The sequence below is a fragment of the Embleya sp. NPDC127516 genome, assembly GCF_044765325.1.
GTDB lineage: Bacteria > Actinomycetota > Actinomycetes > Streptomycetales > Streptomycetaceae > Embleya.
This window is the reverse complement of the sequence record NZ_JBIWJT010000002.1, coordinates 453148-466806: the sequence shown is the minus strand read 5'-3', so window position 1 is coordinate 466806 and position 13659 is coordinate 453148. Positions and strand designations below refer to the sequence as shown.

The following is a 13659-nucleotide window of genomic DNA, read 5'->3' as shown; positions in this document are numbered from 1 at the left end:
TCCGAAAGGCGTTCCGATGTCCGTATTCGCCACCACGCCGGTCGACCGGATGGAACGGCCGTACTCACGCCGCTGGTGGGCCCTGGGCGTGCTGTGCCTGAGCCTGCTGATCATCGTCATGGCCAACACGTCGCTGATCGTGGCCGCTCCCGACATGACCCGCGACCTGGGCCTGTCCGGGCGTGACCTGCAATGGGTGATCGACGCCTACACCGTGCCGTACGCGGCGTTGATGCTGATCCTGGGCGCGATCGGCGACAAGTACAGCCGGCGCGGCGCGCTGATCACCGGCCTGGTGATCTTCGCCGCGGGCTCGGTCGGCGGTTCCCTGGTGCACTCGACCTCGGGCGTGATCATCGCCCGCGCGGTGATGGGCCTGGGCGCCGCGGTGATCATGCCCGCGACGTTGTCCCTGCTGGTCGCCTCCTTCCCGCGCAGCGAGCGGGCCAAGGCGATCACCGCGTGGACCGCGACCTCGGGTCTGGCCATCGCACTCGGCCCGCTGCTCGCGGGTTGGCTGCTGGAGAGCCACGCGTGGGGCTCCACATTCCTGATCAACGTGCCGGTCGCGCTGATCGCCGTGGTCGCCGCCCTGTTCGTGGTCCCGCCGTCGAAGGCGCACGACTACGGCCGACTCGACCTGGTCGGCGGCGCGCTCTCGATCGCGACGCTGGGCTCGCTGGTGTACGCGATCATCGAGGGCCCGCACTTCGGCTGGGGCACCGGCCCGGTGACCGCGCTGGTCGTCTTCGTGATCGGTCTGGGCGCGTTCATCGCCTGGGAACTGCGGCACCCGCGCCCGATCTTCGACCTGCGCAAGTTCGGCGAGCGGGTGTTCTCCGGCTCGATGCTCGCCGTCCTGCTGTTCTTCCTGGGCACCTTCGGCGCGATCTACTTCCTCACCCAGCACCTCCAGTTCGTGCTCGGGTACACCCCGCTGGAGACCGGTGTGCGACTGCTCCCGCTGGCCGGCGCGGTGTGCCTGGGCGCGATCGCCACCGGGCAACTCACCCCTCGGCTGGGCATGCGCGTGACGGTGACCACCGGCATGGCGCTGGGCACGGTCGGCGTACTGCTGATGACGCGCGTCTCGGACGGCTCGGGCTACGGCGACTTCCTCGCCCCGCTGCTGCTGCTCGGCGTCGCGATCGGCCTGAGCGTGTCGCCCTGCACGGAGGCGATCATGGGCTCGTTCCCGGAGAACGAACTGGGCGCGGGCGGCGGCGTCAACGACACCGCGGTGGAACTGGGCGGCGCGCTGGGCATCGCGATCCTGGGCTCGGTGCTGGCCACCTCGTACGAGTCGGAGCTGACCGAGGCCGTCGACGGCAAGCTGCCCCCGGCCGCGATGGACGTGGCCACGGACTCGATCGGCGGCGCGCTCGCCGCGGCCGAGCAGGTCGGCCGCGTCGCGGGTCCGCAGCAGGCACAGGCGCTGGTCCAGGCCGCCGACCACGCGTTCACCCAGGCGGTCGCGCACACCAGCCTGGTCGGCGGCATCGTGCTCGCCGCGGGCACCGTCCTGGTCGGTCTGATCCTGCCGAACCGGGCCCGCACCCAGGCCGCGCGCGCGGACGTGACGGACGCGGGTGTCGACACGCCGGAGCGGGAGAAGGAGTCGGTGGGCTGAGTCGGCGGCACACCGGACAAGGGCGGTCGACCTCGCGTCGGCCGCCCTTCGGCTGTCCCGGGTCCGCGGTCTCGGACCGCCTCAGCCCCTGGGCAGGGTCCGTACCGCGCGGCCGACCCACGCCTCGAAGCGCTGCCACTCGACGAGTTCCTCGCGGGTCTTGGGCTCCGGCCAGTCCAGCAGCGCGTCGCCCGCGTCGAGCAGATCCCAGTAGGGGTGGTGGTCGTCGGTCCGACCGGACGCCTCGGCGTACGCGGGCAGGAACTCCTCGGCGACGGCCACCCCGTGGCTCAGCGCCAGGTTGAGCCGGATCCGGGCCAGGTCGATGCCGCGCGGACCGACGCAGCCGGTGGTCCAGTCCACGACGCCGCCGATCCGCTCGCCCACCCAGAGGAGTTGCTGGGCGTGGAAGTCGCGGTGGATGAAACCCGTTGCTGCGTACGGGGGTTCCTCGGCCAGCGCGTCGAGCATGCGCCGCCACACGTGCGGGCGGGTGGTCCAGGTCGGCACGGTCCGCGCGCCGTCGACCGCCGGGTCGTAGTAGGGCGCGTACTCCGCCGAACCCGCGTCGCCCGGGTCCACCGCGTGGATGGTCGCCAGCAACTCGGCGGCGTGCCGGAGCAGTACGGCCGGGTCGGCGGGCGGCTCCGGTGCGCCGGGAACGCGCGTGGTCAGCAGCGCCGGAGCCGGGCCCTCGAGTCGGGCCGCGATCAACTCCGGTGCGGGGACCGGGGTATCGGCGAGCAATCGCAGCACCCGAGCCTCCTGCTCCGGTCGGTACCACGGGTCCGCGGTCAATCGCTCCGCATTGTGGAAGACCCGCAGAACCAGGTCGCCGACGCCGTACAGCCGGTTGGCGCCTTCGCCCATGGGCTCGATCGGGACGTCGCCGACGAGTTCGCGCACCCAGACGAGGGTCTCGGCGTTCGGCATGGGCACGGGCACGGGCGGGGCTCCTGTTCGTCGGGGTCGGCCGCGCGTCCGGCCGAGCCCCGCATCGCGACCCCGACCCGCCGCGCGCGGCGATCCGCGGACAAGCCTGCCAGGCCGACCGCCGAGCTTGAATTTCACACACGTTGACTTTAAGCACACGCACTTGCCAGGATGACTTAGGCAAGCCTTACTTCGTTTCGATTCCCGGGGGTGGCGGCGTGGCCGACGCACGCGCAGATACCGCGAGTACAACGGATCCGACCGACCCGACGGGGGCCGCCGACGGCTCGCGCGTGGTGCTGTTCCTGGTCACCGTGGCCTCGGTGCTGCTGGTCGTGGACATCACGATGGTGTCGGTGGGCCTGCCCCGGATCCAGGACGACCTGAACGGGTCGCTGGCCGGCCTCCAGTGGGTGATCGTCGCCTACTCGCTCACCTTCGGCGCGTTCCTCCAGACCGCCGGCAGCGTGTCCGACCGGATCGGCCGGCGTCCGGTCTTCCTGACCGGCATCGCGCTGTTCACGCTGTCCTCGCTCGCCTGCGGGCTGGCCCCGAACGTCCTGGTCCTGGACGCCTTTCGCGGCGTCCAGGGCATCGGCGCGGCGATGCTCCTGGCCACCGGCCTGCCGCTGATCGCAAACGCGTACCAGGGGCAGCGACGCAACATGGCCATCGCCACCTGGGGTTCCACACTCGGCGCCTGTGCGGCGGTGGCCCCGCTGCTCGGCGGCGTGCTGGTGGACGTGGCGAACTGGCGGTGGATGTTCCTGGTCAACGTCCCGATCGGGATCGGCGCGTTCGCGCTCGCCGCGACCCGGCTGCCCCGGGACCGGCCCGCACCGTCGGCCGGTCGCATCGACTGGGTGGGCGCGGCGACCCTGGTGGCCATGTGGGGCCTGCTCAACCTGACCGTCACCCGCGGCGCCGAACAGGGCTGGACCCACCCGCTGACGGTGGGTGGATTCGCGGCGGCCGCACTGCTGTCGACCGCCTTCGTAACGATCGAGCGGCGCGTGCCCGCGCCGATGCTGGACCTGGCCCTGTTCCGCATCCCGACCTTCGTCGGCGCGCTGTCCATCTCGTTCCTGTCCCGGTTCGTGACGGTCGGCTCGTCGGTGTACTTCCTGCTCTACTTCCAGGGCGCGCTGGGCCTGAGCCCGCTGTCCTCCGGCCTGCTCCTGCTGCCGATCTTCATCCCGCAGTTGTGCCTGGGCCTGGTCGCCGGGCGTCTGCAAAGCCGGCTCGCCGCCGCGCACATCATCGCGGCGGGCTTCGCCACGCTCGCGCTGGGCGCGTTGCTGATGGGCCTGAGCTTCTCCCCCGACGCGTCCTGGCCGGACTTCCTGCCGGGACTGCTGGTGTGGGGCGTGGGCAGCGGCCTCGCGTCGAGTCCGGTGATGTCGATCGCGGTGAACACGGTGCCGGCCGAGCGGGCCGGCATGGCGTCCGGAACGGCGAACGGGCTGTTCCCGATCGGCGCGGCGGTGGGGATCGCGGTGCTGGGCGTGCCGTTCGCCGCCCGGTTCGACGCGGTGGTCGGCGCGCGGGCCGGGGTCCCGGACGCGGTCCGCGAACGGATCGTGGCCGCCGCGCGGAACGGCGACGCGGACCGGGTCCGGGATCTGACGCCGGCCCGGGGCGGCGAGGCGGTGACCGGGGCGATCGAGCACGCGTACGCGGCGGGCGCCTCGGTGGTGATGTACGGCGTCGCGGCGCTCGCCCTGGCCACCGCCGCCGTCGCACTGATCCTGGTCCGCCAACGCGACCTGGTCCCCCGGGATGCCCCGGCGTGACGCGGGTCGCCGATCGGCCCGGCCTATCCTGGGCGTCATGTCCACCGGCCCCACCCGCAAGCGCCCCACCCATCGCGGCGGTCGACCGACCCTGACCCGTGAGGGCATCGGCCGAGCCGCGCTGGAGTTGGTCGCGCGCGACGGCGGGGCGGAACTGACCATGCGCTCGCTCGCCGCGCACCTGGGCGTGTCGCCGCGCGCGCTGTACAACTACGCGACGGACCGCCGGGCCGTACTCGAACTGGCCGCGCTGGCCTGGCAGTCGGACTGGCTGGTACCCGAACTGGACCCGGCCCGCCCGGCCGAGAGCGTGCGCGAGCTGTGCGCGGGGATGCGCGCGTGGTATCGCCGACACCCGCGCGCGGTGACCATCGCGGTGGACGAGAACCTGACCGCCGCGATCCACCCACGCACACTGCGCAACAACGAGGCGATCCTGACCTTCCTGGTCGCGATCGGCCTGGACCTGGTCACCGCGAACCGGATCTTCCGCGAACTGGTGCTGCGGGTCGCGGCGTTCGTGCGGCTCAACGACGCCTGGCACGACGCTCCGCCCGCCGACCTCGACCCCGAGACCTGGGACGCCGCCCCCGCCGCGTGGTTGCCCCCGGGCCCGGCCGCGAGCGCCGAACTGCCCACCACGGGCCGGATCGCCGCGTCGGTCCCGGTGGATTCGATCGACGAACAGTTCGCCTTCACGGTGGACCTGCTGATCGCGAGCATCCAGGCACTGATCCACCGACCGGGCACACCGGTGGACCGGGCGGGCGAACCGACCGGCTGAGCCCGAGCCCGCCGGACGGCGCCGAGGCCCGGGGCGGGACCGGGCCTGGACGGGACGGGCCGTGGGCAGGGACGAGCCGCGGACGCGACCGGCCCGTGCACGGGGCAGGGCCTCGGGCGGAACCTAAGCCGAGAGCACGTCCGGGTCCGGGATCGCGCACGCCGTCGCGACCTCGTCCAGGGACAGGCCCAGTTCGAGGGCGAGCGCGGCGATCGTGAAGAACGCCGGTGTGGGCGCGCGGCCGGTCTCGATCTTGCGCAGCGTTTCCGGCGACAGACCCGCCGCGATGGCGACGTGGCCGATGCTGCGCTCTCCGCGCGCACCGCGCAACAACGCGCCCAGATGCAGGCCGCGCTCGCGCTCCAGTGGGGTCAGTGGGGTTCGGACCATGACCATGATACTAATACCGGTATAAGAATTGGTCGAGGAGGGACCTCGTGGTCGAGATCAAAACCCGAGCCGAAATCGCCGCGATGCGCGAGGCCGGCCGTGTCGTGGCGAATGCCCTGGAGGCGACCCGCAAGGCCGCCGCCATCGGCGTGTCGCTCAAGGAGTTGGACGAGGTCGCACACGCGGTGCTGCGCGAGGCCGGGGCCACGTCCCCGTTCCTGGGCTACAAACCCTGGTCCGCGCCGGTGCCGTTTCCTGGCGTGATCTGCGCGTCGGTCAACGACGTCGTGGTCCACGGCATCCCGACGGACTACCGGCTGCGCGACGGCGACCTGCTGAGCGTCGACTTCGGCGCGACCCTGCGCGGCTGGACCGGCGACGCCGCGATCACCTTCACGGTCGGCACGCCGCGCCCGAGCGACCTCGAACTGATCGCGACGACCCGCCGCGCACTGGAGGCGGGCATCGCGGCGGCCGTCCCGGGCGGTCGGCTCGGCGACATCTCCGCCGCGATCGGCGCGGTCGCCCGCGAGGCCGGCTACGGCATGCCGCAGGACTTGGGCGGCCACGGCATCGGCCGCACGATGCACGAGGACCCGCACGTGCGCAACGAAGGCCGCCCGGGCCGGGGCATGCTCCTGCGCCCGGGTCTGGCCCTGGCCCTGGAACCGATGCTCATCGCCGGGGGCAAGGACCGCTGCTTCACCGCCGAGGACGGCTGGACCATCCACAGCGTCGACGGCAGCCGAGCCGCCCACATCGAACACACCATCGCCATCACCGATTCCGGCCCGGAGATCCTGACCCTCCCCTGACCTCCCGCGGCAGCGGCGAGCCACGGGCGCGGCCCGCGGCAGCCGCTACCCGACGCGCACGGTGCGGCCCTCGCGGCGGGAGACGACGCAGGCTTCGGCGACGGCCTGGGCGGCGAGGGCGGCCGGGCCGGGGCAGGGGCTCGGGGTTCGGCCGGCGGCCATCGACACGAAGGCGGCGAGTTCGGCGCGGTACGCGTCGCCGAATCGGGTGAGGAAGTCGCCCTCGGTGACTCCGCCGCACGCGTGCGTACCGTCCGTGCCGGCCACTTCCAGGCGCACGTCGTAGCCCGGCTCGTGGTCGCGGCCCGCGTGCGCGGTGCCCAGGGTGCCGTCGGCGAGGCGGAAGAGCACCGCCGAGACGTCGACGTCGTCGTTCTCGCCGAACACCGCCGCACCCCGGTTCGCGCCGATCGCGGTCACCTCGACGATCGGCACGCCGGTGACCCACGGCACGATGTCGAAGTCGTGGATGTGCGTGTCCCGGTAGATCCCGCCCGAGGTGGGCACGAACTCGGGCGGCGGCGGCCGGCGGTCCACACTCACCGCGTGCACTCGGGTCACCGTACCGAGCGTGCCCGCGCGCACCGCCTCGCGCGCCGCGACGTACATCGGATCGAACCGACGCTGGAAGCCCACCTGCAACCCGGCGCCACGCGCCTCCACATACCCGACGGCATCACCCGCGATCCCCGGGTCGAGCGCGATCGGCTTCTCGCACAGGATCGGCAACCCGGCGTCGGCGGCCCGTCGCAACAACTCCACGTGCACCGCCGTCGGCGCCGCGATCACGACCGCGTCGACCAAGCCGTACACCTTGTCCAGCCCCGCCGCCTCGACCCCGGCCTGCGCGGCGAACGCCTCGGCCCGCGCGTGGTCCGCGTCCGCGACCACGACCCGCTCGACCGCCTCGATCCCACCCAACGCCCGGGCATGAAACGCCCCGATCCGCCCGACTCCCAACACCCCGACCCGCATACTTCCCCTTCCACCACCGAACCCCGACCCACCCAGCCGACCAGGCCCATCAGACCACGCCCACCCGAACCGGCTCCGCCGACCCGACGGCACGCGGGCCCGTTCGGCACGGTCGCGGTTCACCGGCCCGATCGGCGCGGCCGTACGTCACCTCACGTCCACGGACGAGTGACACCCGACACGGCCGACCGGGTGATGCCCGTGGACACACCGCCCACCCTGCACGAGTGGTTCCCGGAGAGCGGGTAGTCGTGGACGAATGACGATCTCCCGACGCTCGCTGTTCCGTGCCGCACCGGTCGCCCTCACCCTGCTCGCCGGGCCCGCCGCCCGAGCCGCGGCCGCCGCCGGAGCACAATTGCACGCGAACGCGGCGGCGGGCATCGGCGTGGGCGCGGCCGGCGGAGCGGACCCGGGTCCGGCCGGTGTTCCGTTCCCGGAGCCACCCACGCCGCCGATCGCCGTCCCGCCCGGTGTCGGGCCCCGCTGGGCGGCCGAAATCCCGGTCGAGACCACCCAGTTGTTGCTGGTCGTCGGCGAGAGCCGGGACAGCGACTCGGCTGCCGCCTCGTTCTGGACCCGCGAACCGAACGGCTGGCAACCCCGGGGGACGTGGCCGGCGCACAATGGCCGGCTCGGCTGGACGCCCGACCACCACGTGGACGACCTGCGCTCGCCGATCGGCGTGTACACGCTCACCGACGCGGGCGGGCTGGAGCCCGACCCCGGCACCAGGCTGTCGTACGACCGATCCGACGACTTCGCCATCGACGGCACGGGCTTCGCCGGAGAACCCCTGGCGGGCACGTTCGACCACGTGATCGCGATCGACTACAACCGGGTGCGCGGCACCTCTCCGCTGGACCCGGAGCGCCCGCGCGGCGACGCGTTCGGCGGCGGAATCTGGCTGCACATCGACCACGGTGGCCCGACCCACGGCTGTGTGACGCTGCCCGCCGAAGGGGTCGTGGAGTTGTTGCGCACACTGGATCCGGCGGCGCACCCGGTCGTGCTGATGGGCGACGCGTGGACGCTGACCCTGGGCGGGCCCGCTTCCTGATGCCTCGGCGGACTCCTACGCTGTGCGGGTGACCTCCGCCAAGCTCCGTCCGCTGCCCGCCGAAGTGGCCACTCTCCTGGATCAACTCACCCCCTGCCCACGCCTGGTCGAACACCTGCGCATCGTGCACGACGTCGCGTACCGGCTGTGCGACTGGGTCGCGGCGACCTGCCCGGAACTGGCCTTCGACCGCGACGCGGTGCTGTTCGGCGCCGCCACCCACGACATCGGCAAGACCCTGCATCCGGAGGAGTTGGCCGGGCCCGGTTCGTGCCACGAACAGGCGGGCTACGACCTGCTGACCGCCCAGGGCGTCCCGCCCGCCCGGGCCCGCTTCGCCCGCACCCACGCGGCATGGAATCCCGACGATCCGGACGAACTGCTCGTGAGCCTGGCCGACAAGGCATGGAAGGGCAAGCGCGTCGAGGCCCTGGAACAGGGCCTGGTCGCGCTGCTCGCGACCGCTTCCGGCCGCCCCGAGTGGGAAATCTTCCAGGTCCTCGACGACTTCCTGACCTCGATAGACACCGACACGCTGCTGCTCTGACCGGCACGACCGGCACGGTCATGACGACCAGTACGACCAGTACGGTCGTCGCGATCGGCCGGCCCACCCCCGCCCGTCTCGCACCGGAAGACTCAGCGCGGCAACCTGCGCCACACCCGCCGAGGCAACACCCGCATTCCGGCGAACACCGGCCGCAGCGCCGCCGGCACCCACACCTCGCCCTTCCCGCGCAGCAGCGCCCGGACCGTCGCGTCGGCCACCTGATCCGGTGTGCTGGACAGCGGCGCCGGCGACATGCCCTCGGTCATCCGTCCCACCACGAAGCCGGGCCGGACCAGCAGCAGCCGCACCCCGCTCCCCGCGAGCGCGTCGGCCAGGCCGCTCGCGAAACCGTCCAGGCCGGCCTTGGCCGAGCCGTACACGTAGTTCGCCCGCCGCACCCGCACACCCGCCACCGACGAGAACACGATCAACCGACCGTGTCCCTGCGCGCGCAGCACCGTGGCCAGGTGGGTGAGGATGCTCACGTGCGCCGTGTAGTCGGTGTGCACGACGGCGACCGCGTGTGCCGCGTCCGACTCGGCCCGGCGCTGATCGCCGAGGATGCCGAACGCGGTGACCACGACGTCGAGCGGGCCGTGCCGGGCGATCACCTCGTCCAGCATCGGGCGGTGCCCGGCCAGGTCGTCGGCGTCGAACTCGACCCGATCCACATGCGGCGCGCCGGCCTTGCGCAGCAGCGCCTCCTCCTCGTCGAGGTCGTAGCTGCGACGCGCCGCCAGCACGATGGTCCGCGCCCCACGCGCGGCCAGCCGCTCGGCGACCGCCAACCCGATCTCACTGCGGCCCCCGAGGACCAAAACGGTTCCACTCACCCGCACAGTCTGCCGGATCCCGCCCGCCGGCCCGTTCCGCACGATCCACCGGACTCAATAGCCTTGCCTCCGTGACGGTGAACGTTAACGCGAGCGCATCCGCCCGAACGGCGGCGGATGCGGGCGCGAACCCAGACGAGTACGAAGACACCCGGCGGATCGTGCTGCGCGGACCGGAAGCCGCCGAGCGCGCGGCCGAACCGGTGCACACGATCCTGACCGATCTGGTCCTGGGCGGTGCGGCGCTCGGGTGGGTGGACCCGCCGCCGCTCGCCGAGGTGGCCGCGCTGCTCACCGAGCTGGCCCGGGCCCAGCGTTCCGGCGACGCCGCGCTGCGGTTCGCGTACTCGGGCGAGGAACTGCTCGGCTTCGGCTACTGGCGCCGGTACACCCGGCCCACCCACCGGCCCAACGCCGATCTGGAGAAGCTCGCGGTGGCCCGGTCCGCGCACGGTCGCGGGATCGGCCGGTCGCTGACGGCGGCGCTGATCGAGGACGCGCGCGCCGAGGCCATCGAGATCCTCACCCTCGACGCACGCGGCGACAACGACAACGCGCTGCACCTCTACCGCTCGCTGGGCTTCGTCGAGTACGGCCGGCTGCACGACTTCGTCGCGATCGGCACGACCCGCTACGACAAGGTCTTCTGTTCCGTCGACCTGCGCACACCCTCGGCGTGACCGGGCCGCTCGGGCCGGGCGGACCGGCGACGGATGCCTGGGAACCGCTCCGCGCGGATCCGCGCCTGGCCGCCTGGGTCGACACGTTGGCCGGCTTCGACACCGGCGTCGAGGTGGCCCTGCCCGCCGACGACGAACTGGTCGAGGTACTCCTGGACCTGTCCGTCCCGCACGAGGACTTCAACGAACTCGTGGCCACCCGTGCGGCGTTGCTCGCCGACCCGCAGGTGCGCGAGCTGTTCGAACGCGCCGTGCGGGCCCTGGTCACGGATGTCGGCACGGTCGAGGCGCACCGGGAGGTCCCACCGTTGCCGCCCGCGTGGGGTGCGGTCGGCCGCTGGTTCCACGTCTACGTGTTCGTCGCCGCGCGCCCGTACGTGCTGGCCTACCACCGCTCCCTCGGCATCCCGCCCGAGGTGTCCCGCCGAACGCTCGCCGACCTCGGCCGGCACGTCGCGGTGCACCGGCGTCGGCGCGGCATCGGTGGTCTGCTCGCGCTGCACTGGCCCAGGCTGCACTTTCGCGGTGAGCTCTATCAACTGGGTCGCTTGCAGTTCCAACGCTCGTTCCTGCTCGGTCGGGCCGCCGCGAGCGCCGCCGCCCTGGGACTGCCGTATCGGGCCGAGGATCCGGCGCTGGCGCTGCACATCCCGGACTTCCACGGACCGTTGACCCCGGCCGCGTGCGACGAATCGCTGCGGCTGGCCCGCGAGTTCTTCCGGCGCCACTTCCCGACCGAGCGCTACGCGGTGGCGGTCTGCGGCTCGTGGCTGCTGGATCCGCAACTGCGCGAATACCTCCCGGAACACGCCAACATCATCCGCTTCCAACGCCGCTTCCACCTGCACACCGAGCCGGCCGACCACCCGCCCGAGGACACCGCCCCGATCGGCTTCGTCTTCGGCGACCCGGACCTGCCCCCGGAGTCCCTCCCCCGCGACACCACCCTCCAACGCGCCATCGGCGACCACCTCCGCACCGGCCGGCACTGGCACAGCCGCACCGGCTGGTTCGAACTCTGACCCCACCACCCCGCCCCCCTGCCGGGCGCCCGGGTTCAGTGCGCCGTCCCGGCCAGGGCGGCCGCGTAGGCGGCGTACGTGTCCTCGTCGAAGAGCACGAAACGGGCCTCGGTCAGCGCGGTCTCGGCGTCGACCACCGTCCGGATCGCGATCGCGGCGGCCTCGTCGAGGGGCCATCCGTGCGAGCCGGTGGACACCGCGGGGAAAGCGATCGTGCCGGCGCCGAGTTCGTCGGCGACGCGCAGCGACGCGCGGTGGCAGGCGGCCAACAGGGCCACTCCGTCCTCGTCCTCGCCGTGTACGGGGCCGACCGTATGGATCACCCATCGGGCCGGCAGCGCGCCCGCCGTGGTCGCCACCGCCTCGCCGGTCGGCAAGCCACCCGGGCCGTAGGTCGAGGCGATCAGTTCCTGGCACGCCTCGAAGATCGCCGGTCCACCGCGTCGGTGCACGGCCCCGTCCACCCCGCCGCCGCCCAGCAGCGACGCGTTGGCGGCGGTGACCACCGCGTCCACGTCCTGCTCGGTGATGTCACCCAGAACCAACGCGATCCGAATCATGGCCCCATCATGTCGGTTCCGGATGCCGGTTCGGGGTCGACGCCCGGCCACCGGGCGCGGGGGAAAATCCGCCGGCGGTCGGGGTAGTGCTCGGGTGAGGATGGGGGGATGACGGACGATCTTCGACGGCGGTTCGCGGCCTACACGTGGGAACCGGTCACGGCCGGCAAGTCCGGGGCCGGGGTTCACCGATTGCGGCGCCGGGGTGAGGAGTTCTATCTCAAGGTCGGCGCGCCCGGTTCCCACCCGGATTCCGGCTTCCATCTCTCCGCCGAGGTGGACCGAGGTCTGTGGGCGGCGAAGCAGGGGCTTCCGGTCGCCGAGATTCTCGAGTACGACGTCGACGCGTGCGACGGCTGGCTGCTCACCCGCGCCGTGCCCGGCCGCTCGGCGGCCGACCCGTGGCCCGCCGAGCAACGCGACGCGGTCGTCGACGCGCTCGCCGACATGGCCCGCGCCCTGCACGAACTCCCGCTCGCCGACTGCCCGTTCGATCGCAGTCTCGCGGTAGCCATCCCCGCCGCCGAGTACGCGGTCACGGCCGGCCTGGTCGACCTGGAGGACCTGGACGAACACCGCCTGGGATGGACCGGCCCCGAACTCCTCGCCGAGCTGACCGCGACCGTACCGACCACCGAGGACCCGGTCGTCGGCCACGGCGACTACTGCCCGCCCAACGTCCTGCTCGACCCGGACACCGTGCAGGTCACCGGCCTGATCGACCTCGGCCGCCTGGGCCGCGCCGACCGCCACGCCGACCCGGCCCTGCTCACCCGCAGCCTCCACAACGACGACGACGCGCAGTACTCCCCCGCCCACGCGGCCCGCTTCCTGGCCCGCTACGACCCGCAGGGCACCCTGGACCCGAAGCGTCTGGAGTTCTACCGTCTCCTCGACGAGTTCTGCTGAACCCGGCACCATCCGGCCGGCACCACCCACCCGGCACGGGCGCGGGTCGCCGGCGATCGCCACCCGCTCGGCCGGCTCACCCGCTCAGGCTCGGTCGAGCACGAAGACCCCCGCGCGTGCGGCCGCCACCGCCGCGTCCGCCGCGCGCCGCGCCTGGCCGGCGTCGACCGGCTCGTGCGTGATGAACAACCGGTAGTACAGCCCGCCGACGGCTACCCGGACCACCTCGCCCGCATCGGTACCCACCGGCAACTCGCCTCGCGCGACCGCCCGTTCGACCACCGCCTCGGCCTGACCGAGCCTGCCGATCAGGAATCCGTGCAGGGCCGCGCCCATGGTCGGCTCGTGCACCGCGGCGGCCACCAACGCCCGCGCGGTGGGTCCGCGTTCGGGGTCCGCGAAGCCGGCCACCACCAGCGCGGTGATCGCCCGCAGGTCGCCGCCGATCGTGCCGGTGTCCGGCAACGGCCACGACTCCTCCGCCGCCAGGTCCAGCGCGTCGGCGGCCAGCCCCGCCGCGTTCCGCCAGCGGCGGTAGACCGTCGTCTTGTGCACCCCCGAGCGCGCGGCGACGGCCTCCACGGTCAGCCCGTCGAAGCCCTTCTCGGCCAGCTCGGCCAGCGTCGCCCGCCGTACCGCGTCCCGCGTCCGCGCGGTCCGCCCACCGGGCCGCACCGCGCCGACGCCACTCACCCGCCGCCGCCCGTCCGGACCGACCGAACCGT

At 73.1% G+C, this 13659-nt stretch carries 15 protein-coding genes; 9 read left to right on the top strand and 6 right to left on the bottom strand.

The annotated features are described in order from the left end of the window. Positions 1–16: 16 nt before the first annotated feature. Positions 17–1630 (top strand): MFS transporter, encoded by a 1614-nt coding sequence (locus ACIRL2_RS04580; protein WP_402230105.1) that lies wholly within the window; start codon positions 17–19, stop codon positions 1628–1630. 81 nt (positions 1631–1711) lie between these two features. On the opposite strand, the gene ACIRL2_RS04575 is transcribed toward ACIRL2_RS04580, so the two are convergent. Then, positions 1712–2575 (bottom strand): phosphotransferase family protein, encoded by an 864-nt coding sequence (locus ACIRL2_RS04575; RefSeq protein ID WP_395868231.1) that lies wholly within the window; start codon positions 2573–2575, stop codon positions 1712–1714. Positions 2576–2781: 206 nt separating this feature from the next. Here ACIRL2_RS04575 and ACIRL2_RS04570 point away from each other — a divergent pair, with 206 nt between their 5' ends. Together ACIRL2_RS04570 and ACIRL2_RS04565 are read left to right on the top strand one after the other, a co-directional pair. Continuing rightward, positions 2782–4356 (top strand): MFS transporter, encoded by a 1575-nt coding sequence (locus ACIRL2_RS04570; protein WP_402230102.1) that lies wholly within the window; start codon positions 2782–2784, stop codon positions 4354–4356. Positions 4357–4393: 37 nt separating this feature from the next. Then, the gene (locus ACIRL2_RS04565) at positions 4394–5140 is read left to right on the top strand and encodes a TetR/AcrR family transcriptional regulator (protein WP_395868234.1); all 747 of its coding nucleotides are present in this window, start codon (positions 4394–4396) and stop codon (positions 5138–5140) included. Between the two features lie 123 nt (positions 5141–5263). On the opposite strand, the gene ACIRL2_RS04560 is transcribed toward ACIRL2_RS04565, so the two are convergent. Further along, a complete protein-coding gene (locus ACIRL2_RS04560) occupies positions 5264–5530 on the bottom strand; it encodes a helix-turn-helix domain-containing protein (RefSeq protein WP_395868235.1) in 267 nt (88 codons plus the stop codon). Between the two features lie 47 nt (positions 5531–5577). Here ACIRL2_RS04560 and map point away from each other — a divergent pair, with 47 nt between their 5' ends. After that, positions 5578–6345 (top strand): type I methionyl aminopeptidase, encoded by a 768-nt coding sequence (gene map, locus ACIRL2_RS04555; protein ID WP_395868237.1) that lies wholly within the window; start codon positions 5578–5580, stop codon positions 6343–6345. 45 nt (positions 6346–6390) lie between these two features. Here map and ACIRL2_RS04550 read toward each other — a convergent pair whose 3' ends face one another. Further along, a complete protein-coding gene (locus ACIRL2_RS04550; protein ID WP_395868239.1) occupies positions 6391–7320 on the bottom strand; it encodes a Gfo/Idh/MocA family oxidoreductase in 930 nt (309 codons plus the stop codon). A 259-nt stretch (positions 7321–7579) separates the two neighbouring features. Between ACIRL2_RS04550 and ACIRL2_RS04545 the strand changes: the two genes are divergently transcribed. Then, complete coding sequence (locus tag ACIRL2_RS04545) at positions 7580–8380, top strand: L,D-transpeptidase family protein (protein ID WP_395868241.1); 801 nt, start codon at positions 7580–7582, stop codon at positions 8378–8380. Between the two features lie 22 nt (positions 8381–8402). Next, positions 8403–8927, top strand: coding sequence for an HD domain-containing protein (locus tag ACIRL2_RS04540; RefSeq protein ID WP_395868243.1), 525 nt, complete (start codon positions 8403–8405; stop codon positions 8925–8927). 92 nt (positions 8928–9019) lie between these two features. On the opposite strand, the gene ACIRL2_RS04535 is transcribed toward ACIRL2_RS04540, so the two are convergent. Further along, the gene (locus ACIRL2_RS04535; protein WP_395868245.1) at positions 9020–9763 is read right to left on the bottom strand and encodes an SDR family NAD(P)-dependent oxidoreductase; all 744 of its coding nucleotides are present in this window, start codon (positions 9761–9763) and stop codon (positions 9020–9022) included. 158 nt (positions 9764–9921) lie between these two features. On the opposite strand from ACIRL2_RS04535, the gene ACIRL2_RS04530 reads away from it, so the two are divergent. Then, positions 9922–10443: a GNAT family N-acetyltransferase gene (locus ACIRL2_RS04530; protein WP_395868439.1), complete on the top strand. Its 522-nt coding sequence runs from the start codon at positions 9922–9924 to the stop codon at positions 10441–10443. Continuing rightward, on the top strand, positions 10440–11465 hold the full coding sequence (locus tag ACIRL2_RS04525; protein ID WP_402230098.1) for an acyltransferase domain-containing protein: 1026 nt from the start codon (positions 10440–10442) through the stop codon (positions 11463–11465). The genes ACIRL2_RS04530 and ACIRL2_RS04525 overlap by 4 nt, the downstream gene beginning before the upstream one ends. Positions 11466–11500: 35 nt before the next feature. Here the strand turns inward: ACIRL2_RS04525 and ACIRL2_RS04520 are convergent, their stop codons facing one another. Then, positions 11501–12025 (bottom strand): O-acetyl-ADP-ribose deacetylase, encoded by a 525-nt coding sequence (locus ACIRL2_RS04520; protein WP_402230096.1) that lies wholly within the window; start codon positions 12023–12025, stop codon positions 11501–11503. 108 nt (positions 12026–12133) lie between these two features. On the opposite strand from ACIRL2_RS04520, the gene ACIRL2_RS04515 reads away from it, so the two are divergent. Further along, entirely contained in the window at positions 12134–12934 is an 801-nt protein-coding gene (locus ACIRL2_RS04515; protein WP_395868251.1) for an APH(3') family aminoglycoside O-phosphotransferase, read from the top strand. A gap of 84 nt (positions 12935–13018) precedes the next feature. On the opposite strand, the gene ACIRL2_RS04510 is transcribed toward ACIRL2_RS04515, so the two are convergent. After that, positions 13019–13627: a TetR/AcrR family transcriptional regulator gene (locus ACIRL2_RS04510; protein ID WP_395868253.1), complete on the bottom strand. Its 609-nt coding sequence runs from the start codon at positions 13625–13627 to the stop codon at positions 13019–13021. Positions 13628–13659 lie beyond the last annotated feature (32 nt).

Bases quoted from the DNA above. Each gene is read 5' to 3' on its own strand.
- ACIRL2_RS04580 (WP_402230105.1), top strand. From the start codon at position 17: ATGTCCGTATTCGCCACCACGCCGGTCGACCGGATGGAACGGCCGTAC.
- ACIRL2_RS04565 (WP_395868234.1), top strand. From the start codon at position 4,394: ATGTCCACCGGCCCCACCCGCAAGCGCCCCACCCATCGCGGCGGTCGA.
- ACIRL2_RS04560 (WP_395868235.1), bottom strand. From the start codon at position 5,530: ATGGTCCGAACCCCACTGACCCCACTGGAGCGCGAGCGCGGCCTGCAT.
- ACIRL2_RS04550 (WP_395868239.1), bottom strand. From the start codon at position 7,320: ATGCGGGTCGGGGTGTTGGGAGTCGGGCGGATCGGGGCGTTTCATGCC.
- ACIRL2_RS04545 (WP_395868241.1), top strand. From the start codon at position 7,580: ATGACGATCTCCCGACGCTCGCTGTTCCGTGCCGCACCGGTCGCCCTC.
- ACIRL2_RS04520 (WP_402230096.1), bottom strand. From the start codon at position 12,025: ATGATTCGGATCGCGTTGGTTCTGGGTGACATCACCGAGCAGGACGTG.
- ACIRL2_RS04515 (WP_395868251.1), top strand. From the start codon at position 12,134: ATGACGGACGATCTTCGACGGCGGTTCGCGGCCTACACGTGGGAACCG.